The organism is Brevibacillus sp. M2.1A (assembly GCF_013284355.2).
Classification (GTDB): domain Bacteria; phylum Bacillota; class Bacilli; order Brevibacillales; family Brevibacillaceae; genus Brevibacillus.
On record NZ_JABSUY020000001.1, the window covers coordinates 881463 to 898811 of the forward strand.

At 46.3% G+C, this 17349-nt stretch carries 19 protein-coding genes; 12 read left to right on the forward strand and 7 right to left on the reverse strand.

All coding sequences use genetic code 11. The annotated features are described in order from the left end of the window. Positions 1-147 precede the first annotated feature (147 nt). Together HP567_RS04400 and HP567_RS04405 are read left to right on the forward strand one after the other, a co-directional pair. A protein-coding gene (locus tag HP567_RS04400; RefSeq protein WP_221867259.1) for an IS1182 family transposase occupies positions 148-1478 on the forward strand; the annotation gives its coding sequence in 2 pieces (ribosomal slippage) (positions 148-688 and positions 688-1478; 1332 coding nt in all). Between the two features lie 266 nt (positions 1479-1744). Then, on the forward strand, positions 1745-2269 hold the full coding sequence (locus tag HP567_RS04405) for a DUF420 domain-containing protein (protein ID WP_016742711.1): 525 nt from the start codon (positions 1745-1747) through the stop codon (positions 2267-2269). Positions 2270-2363: 94 nt separating this feature from the next. Here HP567_RS04405 and HP567_RS04410 read toward each other — a convergent pair whose 3' ends face one another. Further along, on the reverse strand, positions 2364-2681 hold the full coding sequence (locus tag HP567_RS04410; RefSeq protein WP_173612432.1) for a hypothetical protein: 318 nt from the start codon (positions 2679-2681) through the stop codon (positions 2364-2366). Positions 2682-2823: 142 nt separating this feature from the next. Continuing rightward, complete coding sequence (gene mphJ, locus HP567_RS04415; RefSeq protein ID WP_173612431.1) at positions 2824-3747, reverse strand: macrolide 2'-phosphotransferase MphJ; 924 nt, start codon at positions 3745-3747, stop codon at positions 2824-2826. 222 nt (positions 3748-3969) lie between these two features. Between mphJ and HP567_RS04420 the strand changes: the two genes are divergently transcribed. Together HP567_RS04420 and HP567_RS04425 are read left to right on the forward strand one after the other, a co-directional pair. Beyond that, positions 3970-4734 carry an exodeoxyribonuclease III gene (locus HP567_RS04420; protein WP_173612430.1) on the forward strand — a complete coding sequence of 255 codons (765 nt, stop codon included), beginning with the start codon at positions 3970-3972 and terminating at the stop codon, positions 4732-4734. A gap of 168 nt (positions 4735-4902) precedes the next feature. Next, positions 4903-6222, forward strand: coding sequence for a hemolysin family protein (locus tag HP567_RS04425; protein WP_173612429.1), 1320 nt, complete (start codon positions 4903-4905; stop codon positions 6220-6222). 60 nt (positions 6223-6282) lie between these two features. On the opposite strand, the gene HP567_RS04430 is transcribed toward HP567_RS04425, so the two are convergent. Then, on the reverse strand, positions 6283-6834 hold the full coding sequence (locus HP567_RS04430) for a dihydrofolate reductase family protein (RefSeq protein WP_173612428.1): 552 nt from the start codon (positions 6832-6834) through the stop codon (positions 6283-6285). A gap of 133 nt (positions 6835-6967) precedes the next feature. On the opposite strand from HP567_RS04430, the gene HP567_RS04435 reads away from it, so the two are divergent. Continuing rightward, complete coding sequence (locus HP567_RS04435; RefSeq protein ID WP_173612427.1) at positions 6968-7426, forward strand: MarR family winged helix-turn-helix transcriptional regulator; 459 nt, start codon at positions 6968-6970, stop codon at positions 7424-7426. Positions 7427-7555: 129 nt separating this feature from the next. Then, positions 7556-8962 carry an alpha/beta hydrolase family protein gene (locus HP567_RS04440; RefSeq protein ID WP_173612426.1) on the forward strand — a complete coding sequence of 469 codons (1407 nt, stop codon included), beginning with the start codon at positions 7556-7558 and terminating at the stop codon, positions 8960-8962. Positions 8963-9004: 42 nt separating this feature from the next. On the opposite strand, the gene HP567_RS04445 is transcribed toward HP567_RS04440, so the two are convergent. Beyond that, positions 9005-10015 (reverse strand): alpha/beta fold hydrolase, encoded by a 1011-nt coding sequence (locus HP567_RS04445; RefSeq protein WP_173612425.1) that lies wholly within the window; start codon positions 10013-10015, stop codon positions 9005-9007. A 92-nt stretch (positions 10016-10107) separates the two neighbouring features. Between HP567_RS04445 and HP567_RS04450 the strand changes: the two genes are divergently transcribed. The 3 genes from HP567_RS04450 (at position 10108) to HP567_RS04460 (ending at position 12235) form a co-directional block, all read left to right on the forward strand. Beyond that, positions 10108-10911, forward strand: coding sequence for a MerR family transcriptional regulator (locus HP567_RS04450; protein WP_173612424.1), 804 nt, complete (start codon positions 10108-10110; stop codon positions 10909-10911). Between the two features lie 137 nt (positions 10912-11048). Beyond that, positions 11049-11828: a cyclase family protein gene (locus HP567_RS04455; RefSeq protein WP_173612423.1), complete on the forward strand. Its 780-nt coding sequence runs from the start codon at positions 11049-11051 to the stop codon at positions 11826-11828. A gap of 5 nt (positions 11829-11833) precedes the next feature. Next, complete coding sequence (locus HP567_RS04460) at positions 11834-12235, forward strand: hypothetical protein (RefSeq protein ID WP_173612422.1); 402 nt, start codon at positions 11834-11836, stop codon at positions 12233-12235. Here the strand turns inward: HP567_RS04460 and HP567_RS04465 are convergent. The 3 genes from HP567_RS04465 to HP567_RS04475 all read right to left on the reverse strand — a co-directional run bounded on the left by HP567_RS04465 (position 12232) and on the right by HP567_RS04475 (position 14688). Further along, positions 12232-12531 carry an Ada metal-binding domain-containing protein gene (locus HP567_RS04465; RefSeq protein ID WP_173612421.1) on the reverse strand — a complete coding sequence of 100 codons (300 nt, stop codon included), beginning with the start codon at positions 12529-12531 and terminating at the stop codon, positions 12232-12234. The two genes, HP567_RS04460 and HP567_RS04465, sit on opposite strands and share 4 nt — an antisense overlap. Before the next feature lie 86 nt (positions 12532-12617). Then, positions 12618-13736, reverse strand: coding sequence for a deoxyribonuclease IV (locus tag HP567_RS04470; RefSeq protein ID WP_173612420.1), 1119 nt, complete (start codon positions 13734-13736; stop codon positions 12618-12620). Between the two features lie 19 nt (positions 13737-13755). Then, on the reverse strand, positions 13756-14688 hold the full coding sequence (locus tag HP567_RS04475; protein WP_173612419.1) for a DNA-3-methyladenine glycosylase 2: 933 nt from the start codon (positions 14686-14688) through the stop codon (positions 13756-13758). 165 nt (positions 14689-14853) lie between these two features. Here HP567_RS04475 and HP567_RS04480 point away from each other — a divergent pair, with 165 nt between their 5' ends. The 3 genes from HP567_RS04480 (at position 14854) to HP567_RS04490 (ending at position 17173) form a co-directional block, all read left to right on the forward strand. Beyond that, positions 14854-15423 (forward strand): bifunctional transcriptional activator/DNA repair enzyme AdaA, encoded by a 570-nt coding sequence (locus HP567_RS04480; RefSeq protein ID WP_173612418.1) that lies wholly within the window; start codon positions 14854-14856, stop codon positions 15421-15423. A 72-nt stretch (positions 15424-15495) separates the two neighbouring features. Next, on the forward strand, positions 15496-16590 hold the full coding sequence (locus tag HP567_RS04485) for a threonine aldolase family protein (protein ID WP_173612417.1): 1095 nt from the start codon (positions 15496-15498) through the stop codon (positions 16588-16590). A gap of 103 nt (positions 16591-16693) precedes the next feature. After that, positions 16694-17173, forward strand: coding sequence for a GNAT family N-acetyltransferase (locus HP567_RS04490; protein ID WP_173612416.1), 480 nt, complete (start codon positions 16694-16696; stop codon positions 17171-17173). The last annotated feature ends 176 nt before the right edge of the window (positions 17174-17349 follow it).

Sequence of the window (17349 nt, forward strand, 5' to 3'; positions counted from 1 at the left end):
GTTGGTCCTCAGGCTGTCGAGAAAGTCGACAGCCATTTTTATTTCACTTAATTTTAAAGCGACACCGCGTTAATGTGTTATTATTTTTATAATATCATTTAACAGTAGGTGATAATTGTGCTTTCCTCCAATGATAAAAATCCACAAATGCATTACGAATTTGTATGCCTCGATGAATTGGTCCCGGAGGACCATTTATTAAGGGTAATTCAAAAGCATATAGATTTCTCCTTCATCCGAGAAAAAGTACGTCAATATTATTGCGAAGATAACGGTAGACCTTCCATTGATCCTATTGTGTTATTTAAAATGATTTTCATTGGATACCTTTACGGTATCCGCTCAGAGAGGCAGCTCGAAAAAGAAATTCAGACCAACATTGCCTATCGTTGGTTTCTTGGCCTTTCTTTAACAGATCGAGTTCCAGATCATACAACAATCAGTTGGAATCGTCGAACTCGTTTTAGAAATACAAATGTTTTTCAGGAGATTTTTGATGAAATTGTGCGCTTGGCTATTCAGAATCGAATGATCGGTGGACGTGTCTTGATAAGTGATTCCACGCATCTTAAAGCAAATGCGAATAAACGAAAATTTAAGAAGCATGTCATCGAGAAAACGAGTCGTGCCTACCTCAAAGATTTAGAGGCAGCAATTAATGAAGACCGTGAAGTACATGGAAAAAAGGATTAAAGCCTAGAGAGGGTGTGAAGGAAGAAAAGGAAATCAAGGTGAGCACCACTGATCCAGAAAGTGGCTACATGGTTCGAGACGGCAAGCCCGAAGGCTTTTTCTATCTTGATCACCGAACCGTCGATCATAAGTACAATATTATTACCGATGTACATGTGACTGCTGGCAATGTCCATGATTCCGTTCCTTACATAGATAGGCTGAATCTCCAAATCGAGAAGTTTGGTTTTAAGGATTCAATTGAAGCTGTTGCATTAGATGCAGGTTATCTAACTACTCCAATCTGCAAGGCACTTCACGATATAAATGTATTTGCTGTCATCGGTCATCGTGCCTTTACACCTGTTAAAGGTCTTTTTTCTAAATGGCGCTTTAAATATGATCTTGAGCTTGACGTGTACGTATGCCCTCAAAAACATAAGCTTACTTATTCGACTACCGATCGAAACGGATACAGGATATATAAGTCCGATAAAGAAACATGTAAAACTTGTCCGAGGCTTGCTGAGTGTACCCGATCTAAAAATCACCAAAAGGTGATAAGCAGGCACGTTTGGGAAGAGAGTAAGGAATGGGTTCGACAGAACCGTTTAAGTAAATCAGGGAAATATTTGTATAGATTAAGATACCAAACCATAGAGCGAAGCTTTGCAGATGCTAAAGAACTGCATGGGCTTCGCTATTGCAGGTTACGCGGACGAGAAAATGTCCAAGAGCAGGCATTGATGACAGCAACAGTTCAAAACATTAAAAAGATAGCACTACACCTAGCGAAGGCAAGTTAGGTGCAGGCTACCTCTTTTTCAGCACTTCGTGCTGGAACAATACCAAAAAGAAATCCCCCAAAAAGGGGGTTTCTCTTCAGTCTGGGGACCAACATTTGTTGGTCCTTTTTTTGTTCATCAAATCGCCTTTGTACGGCATACCTACTTCGTTTATCATTAGGATGACTGGACTGGCTAACCACTTGTGGCCGCCAATGTCCGGGCTCGTCAATGGGTAGACTAAAGCGGGATACTCATTCATGATCTGAGAAAAAAGGAGCATAAGAATGAAACAACGCAACTATACACCGATTATCGTTATTCTCACCATAGCGATTAACACGCTTGTCGCCATCTTGTACTTCATGCCGAAAAACAATGATTTCAGCCATCTCGACCTAACGTTTCTACCGTTTTTTAATGCGGTCATGAACAGTTTTACCTTTATATTTTTGATTGCCGCGCTTGTTTCCATCGTGAAGTTCAAAAACATAAAGATGCACCGGGGATATATTTTTGCAGCCTTCTCTACAACAGCTCTCTTCCTGGTTTCGTATGTGATCTACCACGGAATGGCACCTAGTACTTCCTACGGGGGAGAGGGAATTCTGCGTCCGATTTATTACTTCATCTTGATTACACATATCCTGTTGTCGGCGATTATCGTTCCATTTGCGCTGATTACGACTGCACGTGGACTCAACATGAAGGTGGAAAAGCATAAAAAAATCGCCCGCTGGACGATGCCGATGTGGCTGTATGTCAGTGCGACGGGTGTCATTGTTTACCTCATGATTTCTCCGTACTATTAATCAAAAAAAGAGCATTAGCTGCTATAGCTAACGCTCTTTTTTTATGGATAAAGCCTTTATATTTTCGATTCACGTTTCTTAAACCAACGTTCGATTACCAATCCCAGCGGCTTTGTTTGATTCCGAGATTTACGGCGAGCACGGAAGCAATCGGTTGCTTGATGGGGGCAAGGGAATTTGCCGTGCAGCTGGATTCTGGCTGATAATTCAATTCCTTCGCTTTTTGAATATCAGCTTCGGCTAGATTGTTCGTTTTGTTGGCTTGCTCATAACAGGGCGGTGAAATATACGTCTTCTTCGTGTGCTCCAATATGATTCGTGTATCGGGTGAGGGGCCTGCCTCAACAGGAATGGAAAGCACGCCTGCTACTACGACTACAGCACCAATGCCAATAAGAAGTCCTCGCTTCATCCTATTCACTCCATCTGTTTAGTAAAGGATTGTCCAAATGAGCCGATTTATTGTAACACCTTATTTCCAAGCCAGTAATGGCTCAATGGAGCTATTTACATAAAAAACCACCGCCTCCAATCAGGGACGGTGGTTGGTATATCTAAGAGATCTCTGTGCCGTTTTCATCAACACCCAGAGCTTGTCGTGCCATGATCTTGAACTCTTCCAGCCCTGATTTCAGCGCAAAGGTCGCAAGAGTGACAGGATACGCAGCCGTCATTTCGACGATATGCTCATGCATGCGCGGCCATACACGTCCTCCTGCTTTCTCATACCGTTGGATGAAATCCGCCAAGCCAGTATCTCCGAACAACAGGTAGACAACCGTGAAATCAACAGCAGGATCAGCTACCTCGGCCTCCGTCCAATCCAGGAGCCCTGTTACCTTGCCGTTTTCAGCAACCAAGATATGCCCCGGATGGAGGTCACCATGTACAAGAGCAGAATGGGCAGGCCAGAATGTGTCATCCGCAAGCCATTTTTGCCATCGATCCCATAGCGCCCCAGAAACGCCAAAGACGCGTTTGACTTCATTCATCTTTTCTCGAAGGCTTGCTCGTGCTTCGCTAGGCTGCTTGACGCGGATACCAGCATCTCGAGCGAGATCATGATGAATACCGTGTAATGCGACCAATGCTTCCGCCCATGTTTGGATACACAATTCAGGTAGTGATTCAGGATTCAAATACCACTCATAACTTTTTGTTTCCATATTAATCGTCGCCAATGGTGTGCCACCCAGGATCGGATAAGCGATGAATTCAGAGGTGTGAATCTGCCAATCCGGCACTTCCACACGTAGATGATTTGCAACGAGATCTAACACCTTTTTCTCATAACGGGCTGTCTCCACGACATCGTCCCGGCGCGGTTGGCGCAATACCCATGGAACACCATCTATCGTACTTGCAAAAATAGCAAGGAAGTCTAAGCCGGATTCATTCACCTTCACGGTAGTTGGGTCTACAAGGATTCCGTTGTTTTTCGCGATTGCAAGCATTTGCTCTACATTGTTTTTTGACATAACAAAAACACCTCATTCATGAATAGTTAAAATCAATCCAAACAAAAATAAACCCATACCATTCCGTTTTTAAAAATGGCTGAGCCTAATGGGGTCTTGTCGATTTTAACGAAGTCTCATGAATGCGATGCCCATTGCAATGTCCATCATCGTAACCTCCTATAATTGAAAACAAAGATAGTGTACCATGGATTCTATCAAATAGCGATGAGGAGATTAGCGATGACGAAATTGATTTCTTGGAATGTAAATGGACTTCGCGCATGTGTAAACAAAGGTTTCTATGAATACTTCAAAGAAGTGAACGCTGATATATTTTGCTTGCAGGAAACGAAGCTGCAAGAAGGTCAAATCGAGATGGAGATCGGCGAGGAGTATCATCAATATTGGAACTACGCAGAGAAGAAGGGTTACTCCGGAACGGCTGTTTTTACAAAAATGGAGCCACTATCTGTGCGCTATGGCTTGGAAGAAGACCATGAGCCTGAGGGACGAGTCATTACGCTGGAGTTCCATGATTTCTATCTGGTGACGGTATATACCCCGAATGCGAAGCGTGATTTGTCGAGATTGGATTATCGGCTGGTATGGGAGGATCGGTTTCGGAACTACTTATTGCAGCTAGATGCGAAGAAGCCCGTTGTGGTTTGTGGGGACCTGAATGTCGCCCATCAAGAGATTGATTTGAAAAATGCGAAGTCCAATCGCGGTAATTCTGGATTTACTCCTGAAGAGCGTGAGAAGATGACGAACTTGCTGGCAGCCGGGTTTGTGGATACCTATCGATATTTCTATCCGGATCAGACAGATGCATATACGTGGTGGTCTTTCATGCCGAAAGTGAGAGAGCGGAATATCGGATGGCGTATTGATTATTTTCTCGCGTCTGAGAGATTGGCTCCGTCGTTGCTCGGGGCGGGAATTGACTCACAGGTGATGGGGAGCGATCATTGTCCGGTCGTGTTGGAGCTGGGGACCATTGAGTGAGTATGCAATGCCTGTAATCAGCAATTGTGAGGGTGAGTGACCAGAAATAGCAAAACTGCCTATAATCAAACAATTAAGACGAAATCAGATATAAGCGGACGTTGATGTGAAGGGGCGGGGTTTCGTACAATGAAAACGTAAGACTTCTAATGAAGAGGGGATAGGATATTGCTAACCATGAATTTGTTACTAATTGCTTTTCTGATTTTTGCTACCGCTTTTTTTGTGGCAACTGAATTTGCAATTGTAAAGCTTCGCCCGAGCCGTGTAGACCAATTGGTCATGGAAGGGAGAAAGAATGCTTTTGCTGTTCAGAAAGTAGTTAGTAACCTGGATGGATATTTGTCAGCGTGTCAGTTGGGCATTACGTTGACAGCCATTGGCTTGGGGGTATTGGGGAAACCGACGATTGAAAGCATCATTAGCCCGTTTCTTACGCCGTTTTTACCCGAACAAGTCGTGGCAGTTCTGTCGTTTGTGATTGCTTACTCGCTCGTTACGTTTCTCCATGTGGTTGTCGGGGAACTGGCACCGAAAACAGTGGCGATCCAAAAGGCAGAAGCGGTTAGCTTACTTTGTGCGAAACCCATTATTTGGTTCTATAAATTGATGTACCCTGCGATCTGGGTGCTGAATGGCTCGGCTGCTCTGCTTGTGCGTTCATTTGGTATGAAACCGACCAAGGAGCACGAAGAAAGTCACTCAGAAGAAGAGCTGCGAATCATTTTGACGGAAAGCTATGAGAGCGGCAAAATTAATCAGTCTGAGTATGGATACGTTAGCAATATCTTTGCTTTTGACGAGATGCTTGCCCGCGAGATTATGGTCCCCCGGACAGATATGAGCTGCTTGCACAAGGAATATACCCTTGAGCAAAACCTGCGAATCATGAAAGAAGAGCAGTATACCCGTTTCCCGGTTATATCGCAGAATAAAGATCATATTATCGGGATGATTAACACGAAAGAGTTCTTTCTGAATTATGCCGATGATCCGAATTTGGATATTTCCAAGCTCATCCGACCGTTTTTGATGGTTTCAGAGGCGACTCCTGTAAAAGACCTTTTGAAAAAAATGCAGAAACAAAGAACGCATATCGCGATCCTGGTGGACGAATATGGCGGAACCTCCGGAATGGTTACGATCGAAGATATCTTGGAGGAAATTGTAGGGGAGATTCGTGATGAGTTCGACGCGGAGGAAAAAGCCGAGATCGAAATTGTGGAAGAGAATAGCCATGTGATTGTGGACGGAAAGGTACTTCTCTCCGAGGTTAACGACTTGCTCAACGCCAATATTAATGAAGAAGAACTCGATACCATCGGGGGCTGGCTATACAGTCAAAATCCGACGCTCAAAGAAGGTATCCAATGGCAATACGATGATCTCGTCTTTACGATCCGAAAGAAAGACAAGCATCGCATACGGAAAATGGAGATTCAAAAAGCAGCAGAGGCTCCAGCTCGTGAGCTGCAGGATGTAACGTAATCATATGACAGAAGGTAAAGAAACGGGGCCGATTGATGCGGTCCCGTTTCTTTTGTGACATTATATATAAACAATGTTGTACGTAGGCTTCGTTACGCCGTTCGCGTACTGTTTCATGTCTACTAACTCGAGTTTGAGACGTGGCTTCGCACTTCCAAATAGCGGGACACCTTCACCGACCATCACCGGATTCACTTTCAGCACTAATTGATCAATCAGTTGATGTGCCAGTAACGCTCCTGCCAACTCACCCCCTCCACATAGCCACAGCTTGCCGTTTTCTTGCTGTTTGAGATTTTTGATAAATTCAACGGCGTCGCCTTTGATCAGCTCGACTTCCGCGTTGGATTCAAACTGCATGCAGTTTGAGAATATATAATGCTTGATTCCCTTATAACCTGGTTCGCCCGGCTTGGCACCGAATTTAAACCCAAACTCGTAGGTTTTGGCGCCCATCAGCACTGCATCATATTCCTGAATTTCAGATAAAAAGTCCGGTACATGTTCTCCCTCAAATAAAAAGAGAGTGCTGTCGATATTTCCGTCCATCATGGCTTGATCGGCAATGAAATTGTCTAGCGAAACGGCAACGTGATACGTTAAGGTAGCCATTTAGAGATCCCTCCTTTTTCGTAGTTCCATTTTATGTGAAACAAGCTGGGATTTGAACACACGAGAATTGACATAGTCGTAGATTATCGTTTATTTTAATAGTTAAGTTAACTTAATTGTTAGGGGTGGTTAAATGAATGAAGATCTCGTCGCTTTTGTCCGGGAGCTAAACGAAATCGAGTATGCTTGTCAGGTGATGCTGACGCAAGAATACGCGGATGTGCTGGATGAGACGATTACGAATAGCCAGATCATCATGATTAACTTGCTGCATGAACGCGGTCGACTGCTCACTGGGGAATTGGCAAAGCAAATGGACATCACGGCAAGTGCAGTCAGCCAAATGTTGAACAAGATGGAAAAGCGCCAGTTAGTCAAACGTTCGATTAACCCCGGGAATCGCCGGGAAATTTTTGTGGAGCTGGATACTGCCGGAGTGAACTATATCGAAACAAGCCGCAAGATTGAATTGTCGATCATAGAGCGCTTCTATTCCAAGCTTCCTTACGAAGATTTGGTAGCGCTAAAGGAAATAATGTTGAAGTTCCGGAGAATTATTGAGGAAGAGCAGACGCGAAAGACGGTTGAATAATTACGAAACAAGGGTGAGCGGCTGGGGCCCAGGAGACGGGCGAATGTCCTGGCTAACCTGCGCCTTATATTTAAGTTTAATTAAATATTAATTTGTATAAAACATTTGTCTGAAGGAGGCAGCATCCATATGCGGATTTTTGAAGTTGTGTTTGTCATTTTGGCTATAGGTTTATTGTGGTACTTAATTTGGTCTCGGAAAGCCCCAGGGCGGCTAGTTCTATGGGGAATGCCTATTTTGCTGGTCGTTACAGGGCTGTTTCACCTAATTTTTGAAAAGGCGCGTTGGCAAATGGGTCCAGCCTATTTGGTTGCACTAATGATCCTATGCATGTACGGAGTCAGGACTTACCGGAACACGATAAGGGATAGGGAATGGAAGAAATCTATTTTACTCAGTGTGCCGGCTTTTCTGCTCAGCGCACTCGCCATTTGTCTGCCATTTATGTTACCTATCTTTTCCTTTGAGAGACCAACTGGCGCTTATCGAGTAGGAACGGTTACCTACACATGGTCGGACAACTCTCGCATAGGGAGTGACGGGACTTCCAGAAAGATCAATGTGCAGATCTGGTATCCAGCTGATTCGTCATCTTCTGCTACTCCGGGTAAATACATTTCCAATCTGCCGGCGTTTGCCAAAGCTATCGAGGAACGATACGGATTTTCTGGGAAAGTATTGAGTTACCTCGAACAGGTGGAGACGCATACTTACGCGGGAACTTCCTTCGCCTCAGACTTAAAAGAAGCACCAATCATTTTCTTATCGCACGGGAATATGCTAGGTAGCCGCTTCACGAATACGTTTCAAGCGATTGAATTAGCCAGCCACGGTTATATTGTAGCGGCGGTCGAGCATCCAGGGACGGCGATGATCTCTGTTTATCCAGATGGCAGCTATGCTCCTTTCATAGACACGAGCTCTCATCTCCCTATGGAATACGACGTACAGAATCATGCTTCTATTCCGGTTATCAAGGAGCAGACGCAGGATATCGAATTTGCCCTTCAGCAGCTTATGGACATGAGTGAAAGGGTAACGGAGAGTCCGTTTGCCCATCGAGCTGACTTTTCTAGTGTTGGCATTATCGGTCACTCCTTTGGGGGTGCAACTGCGGTGGATGTTCTATACAAGAATCCTGTATTTAAAGCAGGTATTAATATGGATGGCTACTTGTATGGTGAGGATCGTGACAAACCGTTAACGAAACCGCTGATGATTATGAACGGAGGCTTCAAATTACCAGAACTGGAGGATTCGCCGGAGATGAAACTAGCCGAAGAAGGGCGGCGAGAGCGAGTATTAGCTCAATCAGGTGTGGAGTTGGATATCTGGCAGGCGGGGCATCTCAGCTTTACAGATTTTCCTCTGTATTCACCACTGATGGAAGCACTTAGTCCTGAAGTGCGGCGCAATCACACCATTATTAACGAAGTATCGCTAGCCTTCATGGATCGGAATCTTAAGGGTGATCCAAATGCTTCCTATTTAGATGTTGTGGGGCGCTATCCAGATGTTACGATAAGGATGAAGTAATGAAGGGGCACCATTAATAGGTGTCCCTCTACTTCGAAATTTTCAGTTTGTCGCCAACAGTTCTTTTAAGCTGTTATCAATAAACGCGGTATCGACAGGGTTAAGTCCAAACCCAGCCAAGTGTCCCCAGATTGATTCAATTGGCTTAAAGGTAGCGTTAGGGATGTGCTTCGTCTCATATTCACTGTCTTCTGGCGTGAAATACAAATCAGTCCGTACAGGCATCACAACCGTTCGTGCCCGGATGCTTCGTAGCGCCGCCTCAAAGTCTCCCTTGTACTTATCATTTTGGCTAATGTCGGCATGCTGCCACGTCCACATCATCGCCAGCAAATCGTTTGCATCCGAAGGAACAAAGCTTTCCTCCCAAAATTCCGAGATAAATTCGGAAAGAGTCTCATAGCCCAAAGCTTTATAGCATTCCTCGCGGTAAAATGGCTGTGAAAACCCCCAACTCGCATAAACGCGCCCCAAGGTACGTAAGCCAACCTCGGGAGATGCCGTATACTGCCCGTTATTCCAAGCTGCATCGGCCAGTAATGCTGCTCGGATGCCTTCGATCAAGACGATGTTATGCGGCCATGTTTTTGCGGTTCCGGCAAAAGGAGCCAATCTTTCGACCATATCTGGGTAGATCGCCGCCCAATGAAAAGCCTGGATGGCCCCCATCGACCAGCCGGTTGCCAGCGCAATTTTTTTGATGCCAAACCTCTCTGTAATGAGTCGATGCTGAAGAGCGACATTATCGTAGATCGTAACGTGTGGAAAATGGGCTCGATCATACGGGTTGGCTGTGTTGCTCGGGGAGGACGATAGCCCGTTGCCGAGCATATTGGGAATGATGATAAAATATTGATTCGTGTTCAAAGCCTTATCTTCCCCGATGAGCCATTCGTTTTGGTAATGCTGGTCTCCAAACGATGTAGGAAATATAATGACGTTATCCTTGGCGGCGTTGAGTGTACCATAGGTTTTGTAAGCAATAAATGCATGAGGTAGTGTCACTCCTGACTGCAAGCGGACATCTCCCAAGTGAAAAATGTCGTAATCCATCTCGCATTGCTCCTTTGTAAGCATGATTTTTTTCAACTATAAACGTTCCCGTACAGGGGAAAGTCAAGGGAATGATAGATTGGGGTCTTTCCATGTTTAAGATCAGTGAATTTTCCCGATTGAGCAGAGTGTCCTTAAAGACGCTTCGTTTTTATGATCAAATTGGCATTTTGAAGCCAGCGGATATCGACAAAGAAACTGGCTATCGGTTTTATGCAGCAGAGCAATTGGTTACGCTGAATCGAATCCTCATGTACAAGGACTTGGGATTTACGTTGCAACAAATTCAGCAATTGCTGCATGAAGAGATGTCTCCGGAGCAACTACAAGGCATATTCAGGCAAAAAGAAAGAGCAATGGAACAGCTGCTTGAGGAGGAGCAAGCACGATTGAATCGAATCAAGGAGCGTCTGCTGTCGATCGAGCAAAAGGGGTATGTAGCACAAGAGGTTGTATTTAAACGAGTCGAAGCCCAAAAAGTTGTCTCGTTTCGTTCAGAAGGTACGGTAGAAGAGATTCCGATGCTTTTCGAGCGGCTGTCTCAACACGCAGGCAAGCAGCAGAGATGGATGCTTTCTCCCATCGTTTTGTGGAAGGAGTCGGAGCGAGACGAGACGGCATTCGAATTGGAGATCGGCTATGTACTCAAGCAGGACATTCCCTTGCCATCCGATATGCTGGAAATACGTATGCTGCCAGAGGAGCCGATGATGGCCACCCTGGTCCAACGTGTAGAGCCATTCGTTCCTTCTACGGCCTGTATTGACTTGGCAAAATGGATAGAGCGCAATCAATACCGGATCAAAAAAGATCAGCCAGGCAGAGAAAACTATCTGCAATCCCCACTTGGGGGCGATACGTATGTAGAAGTGCAAATTCCCATAGAATTTCCATGAAAAAGGCCAGTACCCGCATAGACGACGAGGTACTGGCTTTTTGCTTGTGTTCATTTGACGCTGGTGGAAGGCGGGTAGTACAGTAATAATGATCGAGGATACAGAAAATTCCAAATGCGAAAGAAGGGAATCCTGCTATGAATAGAAAAGCACGTCGGTTCGTTGATCTGAGTGTGCCTCTTGATCATCTGGCAAAAGAACCGTTTCCACCTGAGATTCAATACAGTAGTCATGAAGAAGGGGCTGTCCAAGCCGCGCAGTACTTCGGATTGCAACCAACGGATTTTCCCGAACAGAAGGCATGGGCGAGTGAAACGGTGACACTCACAACACATACGGGGACACATGTCGATGCGCCTTGGCATTACTGGCCTACTTCTGAGGGAGAGCCGGCGAAAACGATTGATCAGTTGCCGTTGGAGTGGTTCTACGGAGATGGTGTTCTGCTTGATTTTAGTGAAAAGCCGTCTGGCTATGAGATCACGGTGAATGATGTAAAACAGAAGCTCGCACAAATCGAATACGAACTGAAACCGTTCGATATTGTCCTGATCAGGACGGGCGCGGATAAAAGATACTATGAGGAGCACTATTTTCAATCACATGCCGGAGTATCCGCCGAAGCGACACATTGGTTGATCGATCAAGGAATCAAAGTCATGGGAACCGATGGGTGGGGATGGGATATCCCGTTTTCCGTTCAAGCCGCTGATTATAAACAAAACCCGCGCGATGGTGTTTTATGGGCAGCTCACTATGTGGGAAAAGAGAAAGAGTATTGCCAGATTGAAAAGCTGGCGAATTTGGAACAATTGCCGAGACCCTACGGGTTTACCGTCTCTGTGTTTCCTGTAAAAGTGAAAGGAGCGAGCGCGGGATGGGCGCGTCCTGTCGCGATTTTTGAGGAAGAGGAGTAAGTCGTATGGGCATGAACCAGAGCGCGAAGGTTCTTTTCCTCCTATTCTTCTTGGGCTTTTGTTTTATCATGATCGCGAATGTTTCTCTGATCGGGTATCCTGCATTGCCATTCGAATCCAAGTCCAAAAAAGAAGTGACGGAGCTGTTGGGTGAAAACAAGGGAAAAATCGTCAAATTGACAACGGAGGGAAACGTCGATTGGTATGGATATGGGCCGCAAGCGAATCAAGCTACAGCGGCGGAAGCGATGAGACGAGCGGTGACAGAAACAGGCTGGACCTTCATCCAACAAGAAGGGGCCGGATACTTCTTTGAACGGGGAAAAGAGAAGATGGTCATTACGACACAAATGTGGACGGGCAACTATGTACTCTATCGAATCCCCGCAGGTATTCTAAAACCTTAAAGGGGAGGGGCTTTCCACAACAAATATTTTTCTCGTAAACAAACAGCACAAGGTCGATACCCCGCAGCAATAGCGGTAGCTTCATCCGCAAAAAATACGCGATGGCGCACATAACCGCCTCGCGTAATGGCTCTGATGGCAGAGGGGCAATCCAGTCGTCCGTATATTTTGCGTGGACGATAGCCCCCCAATGTACCCGGAGAATCACTCTGATAAAAAGAGCGATCAGCTCCGAGCAGGGTGTATGTTTTGGCAGAGTCAGCATCTTGAGGTGCTGGCTTTTTCGGTGTAGGCATATGGCTCCCCCTCTATTGGTAATGTGTCGTTTTCGCTCCAAAAGGAGGAAGCCACAGTCAGTCAGCCTACATGAAGTGTTCTTACCTTACGAGAATTTCGGAATCGCGAAGTAGGCAGTCAAGCGGTGGTTAATCTGCTCTTCGGTGAGCTCCGGGAACAATCTCGCTTCCTTCACCATATCGTACAGACGCTCCATTGGCTCGCGGCCATCCGCTTTCTTTGCCTTCGCGTCGTTTTTGAGCAACTCCCAAATCCCAACCACATACTCGCGTCTGGTGACATCTTGTTTGCGGAAAAAGAAATCGAGGCGCTCCACATGGTCCATGAATTCGTCGCCGAAGCGCTTGTCCACTTCCCCGCGCAGGAGGGCGATTTCTGCTTCGTACATCGGACGCTCGTTGCCTTTTTCCTTGCTGATCCAAGGTGTCTCCAGTACAAGCGGCAGGTGGCGGATTTTCTCGTGGTTCACGATGTAATTCATCGCATCAAAGCCGATGAGTCCCGCACCGATTGGCGCATGGCGGTCTTTGCCTGCCCCGCGGAAGTTTTTGCTGTCATTCAAGTGAACGACGGCGAGACGGTCCAAGCCGATTGTCCGGTCAAACTGGTCCAGGACGCCATCGAAGTCGTTGACGATATCATAGCCAGCATCGTGAATGTGGCAAGTATCCATGCAGACGGTCAGCCTGCTGTTGTCTTCTACTTTCTCGATGATGGCCGCGATTTCCTCAAAGCTGCGACCGATTTCCGTCCCTTTGCCCGCCATCGTCTCCAACGCGATTTTTACATCGGTGTCTTTTACGCCTGCCAGAACTTCATTCAAGCCTTCCGCGATCCGGGCGATGCCATACTCTGCATCCTTATCCGTGTAGGCGCCAGGGTGGAGCACGATATTTTTGACGCCAATGTAGTCGGTCCGGCGAATCTCTTCTTGCAGAAAACGGACAGCGAGTTCATAGGTATCGTCCTTGTAAGAGCCCAAGTTGATAATGTACGGGGCATGTACGACAATCTCATCCACGCCCTGCTTGGCCATGACTTCTTTGCCTTCCGTAATGTATTGGTCCTCGATCGGTTTGCGGCGGGTGTTCTGCGGTGCACCCGTGTAGATCATAAAGGTACTCGAGCCGTAGGTGGCTGCTTCTTGGGCGGCATTCAGCAGTCCTTTACCGGAGAATGATACGTGCGAACCTATTTTTAGCATAGGATAGAACCTCCTTTGATTAATAAAGAAAACGCCATAAATAAAAAGTAGCGTACGACTCCCAATTCGTCCAAGCCTTGGACAGCTCTCGTATTTCTGCTTTTGTCGGCTTTTTTTCTTTGCCTAGTAAAAATTTGATCGCATTGTGCAGGCCGACATCATCAATGGGAAAAGCAGAGGGCATTCGCAGACAGCGCATGAGCACATAGTTGGCTGTCCACGGTCCAATCCCACGGATACGGGTCAAACGTTTCTCCGCGGTTTGATAATCTCCTCCGTCCCATAATAGCTCTTTCGATAGTTTCCCTTCAACGATGAGTTGTGCGACGTCAATCAAATACTCGCATTTCTTGATCGTCATGCGCAATCCATCCAAATCAGCGACGGATAATCCGGCGATTTTTTCTGCTGTGGGAAAAAGCCAATACGTCTGTCCTTCGAACTCTACTCGTCTTCCGAAAGTCTCTACCAACCGCCGCTTTAGGGTATACGCATAGGTCAGGTTAATTTGTTGACCAATGATTCCCCAACTGAGCGCTTCAAACAGGTCGGGAATGCCCATAGTCCGCAGCCCGTAAAATTTTTCAACGGCTTGCTGTAGAAGAGCATCCCCTGCGGCAAGCTCATAAAACGGAACCAGGTCTCGATCGAGATCGAACCAATCTCGCACATAGCGGGCAACCTCCATCCGGACTTTTTCAGTGGGAAGCGAAGGGCTGAGAAAACGCACAGTCAATCCTTGATCGTTTTCTGCGTGAATTTCGACCACTTGTGAATCTTGTTCAATCGGGATGGCTTTGTAGAGGCGCCCGTTTTGAATGTGAAACATGCATTCGTTGGATGCTCTGGACAAGTAGTGAAGATTTTGCGAAAAACAGAATTCCGTAGGTACGGACAAGATTAATTCTTTTCTATTATCGACCCAAGCCGAGTGGGATAGACCGCTTGTCATGTGAAAACCTCCTGTCTTCCTCCTAGTTTTATAACAAGAAAAGCTATCCTGTCATTTCGTTATCTTGCTATTTTAATCTTCTAGCAGTACGGATCATGTAGCGTGGGGGTATACTGTCGGTAAGAGCAAGCGATTCGATAACGGCTATGACAAAGGAGAGGACATGTGTTGGAGGAACGAGTAACCGATGAGCGATGGCAGGCCATTATTCATAACGATTCGTCTTACGATGATCAATTTTTTTATGCGGTAAAAACGACGAAGATTTTTTGTAGACCGTCGTGCAAGTCGAAGCCGCCGAAGAGGGAGAACGTGCGGGTTTTCCAAAATGCAAACCAAGCCCTACGGGAAGAATTTCGCCCATGTAAACGCTGCAAGCCCACGGGAGAGAGGTTGCCTGATCGTGAGTGGGTGGCACAAATTACACAGTACATTGATTCTCATTATAACGAAAAGCTGACGTTGGAGCATTTGGCTGATATGTGCCATGGCAGTCCGTTTCATTTGCAGCGAACGTTTAAGCGACTCATGGATATGACGCCTGTGGAGTACATCCAGAAAAAGCGGATAGAAAGGGCACGAGAGCTGCTGGCTCATTCGAACAACCAGATCGCGGATGTTGCGCAATTGGTAGGGATGCCGAATACGCCGTATTTTATCACGTTGTTTAAAAAAATGACGGGCAAGACGCCGAGTGAATATCGCCAACTGTACGTCAAAAAACAAACGACATAAGCTGCTTGTGAAATATGATATCTTAAAAAGTAAGGAGCATTGAAGATGAGAAACAAAAGGAGCCCTGCCAAAATGAACGATACGAAAACCTTGCGAGAAGTATTTAAAAAGACCACTTATCAAATCGCCGGGCACAGCAAGAGAGACCTCCATCAATTGCAGCAGGTCCTGTCAAGGGTGGACGGGAATATGGAGGGTGATATGTACGGAACAGGCGAACTCATCGAGAATTTCCAACGCAAGATGGCCGAATATTTGGGCAAAGAGTCTGCCGTATTCTTTCCCAGCGGTACGATGGCCCAACAAATCGCGTTACGCATCTGGTGCGATGAGAAGGGAATCAAAAAGGTCGCCTATCATCCGCTCTGCCACTTGGAGATTCACGAGGAGGATGGGCTCAAGGAGCTGCATCAGATCGAGGCTGTCTTGCTGGCGGATAAAGACAGAGTGATTGAACTGGGCGATGTTCTCGGCATGGACGACGATATCGCGTGCCTGTTGCTGGAATTGCCACAGCGGGAGATTGGCGGACAGCTACCCACGTATGAGGATTTGGAGGCGATCTCCCGTTATTGTCGGGAAAAAGGAATTCGGCTGCATCTGGATGGCGCCCGGCTTATGGAAATCCTGCCGTTTTACGAGAAGACAGCCGATGAGGTATGCGCGTTGTTCGATAGCGTGTACGTTTCCTTTTACAAAGGGATAGGCGGAATTGCCGGAGCGATCCTGGCTGGGGATGAAGATTTCACGAAGCAATCGAAGGTATGGAAAAGACGCCATGGCGGGGACCTGATTAGTTTGTACCCGTATATTGTCACGGCAGAATACCATTTTGAGCAGAGAAAGCATAAATTCGGTCAATATTACGAGCACGCAAAGGAACTGGCAGCATGGTACAACCAATGCCAGGGGATATCCACGAGACCAGCCGTGCCTGTATCCAACATGTTTCATGTGCATGCAGAATTGCCGAAAGAAGAGCTTGAGCGTATCATGGTCTCTCTTAGTGAAGAGACAGGAATTGGTTTCACGCATTATGTAAGAGAGGACGACGAATCGACTAGCTCCTATGAGATAAGTATTGGCGATCGGTATGCGATGATCCCGAAGGAAGAGCTGGCATTGGCATTCGAAAAGCTGAATCAGAAATTAGGGGAGCAGAAATAAAAAGCCGAGTAAACGAATCAACTTCGGGGCGGTGGCAGTCTGGTGCTTACAGATTCATACCGGGCTGTCGCGAATTTTTCCGTAAGAAGAGAAAGGAACCAAGATGTTCATTATCAGACCGTACGAAAAAAGCGACTACCCTTCGATCATGGCTTACGATTTACCGCAAGAACAAGCGATCTACACATCTATGCCAGTCGATGTGATTGAAGCATCTCAAAACGATCGTGGATCTATGCCCTATGTGGTTTTCGACCAAGGCCATCTAATCGGCTGCTTTGCCTTATTCACACCACACACAGGCAATCCCTACACACCAAATGGCGAGGCTATTATTTTCAAATCATTTTCGATTGATTCCCGCTATCAAAAGAAGGGCTACGCCTTGCGAGTATTCCATGAGTTGGCTGACATCGCACGAGTGCATTACCCGGAGCGAGATGAAATCGTGTTGACGGTGCATCATACGAATACGCCAGCGATCCAACTGTATAAAAAGGCTGGTCTAGTCGATCAAGGATGGAGATTTGCGGGTGAGTTTGGCGAGGAGCTGATTTTTCATCTCGCTTTGTCATCAAGGTAGAAGCACGGGAAACGAGGAACTGAAGAGGCGACAGTAGAGTGTCTGCTTTTTGGGCGTGATCAGTCCATCATGACCGCAATGGTAGCGACTACCGTAGCAAAATCGCTCTATGAAGAATCGTTTCCTCCAGGAGTCCACCACATGGAACAACTGTTTTCATTAGAAAAAATGAGAGT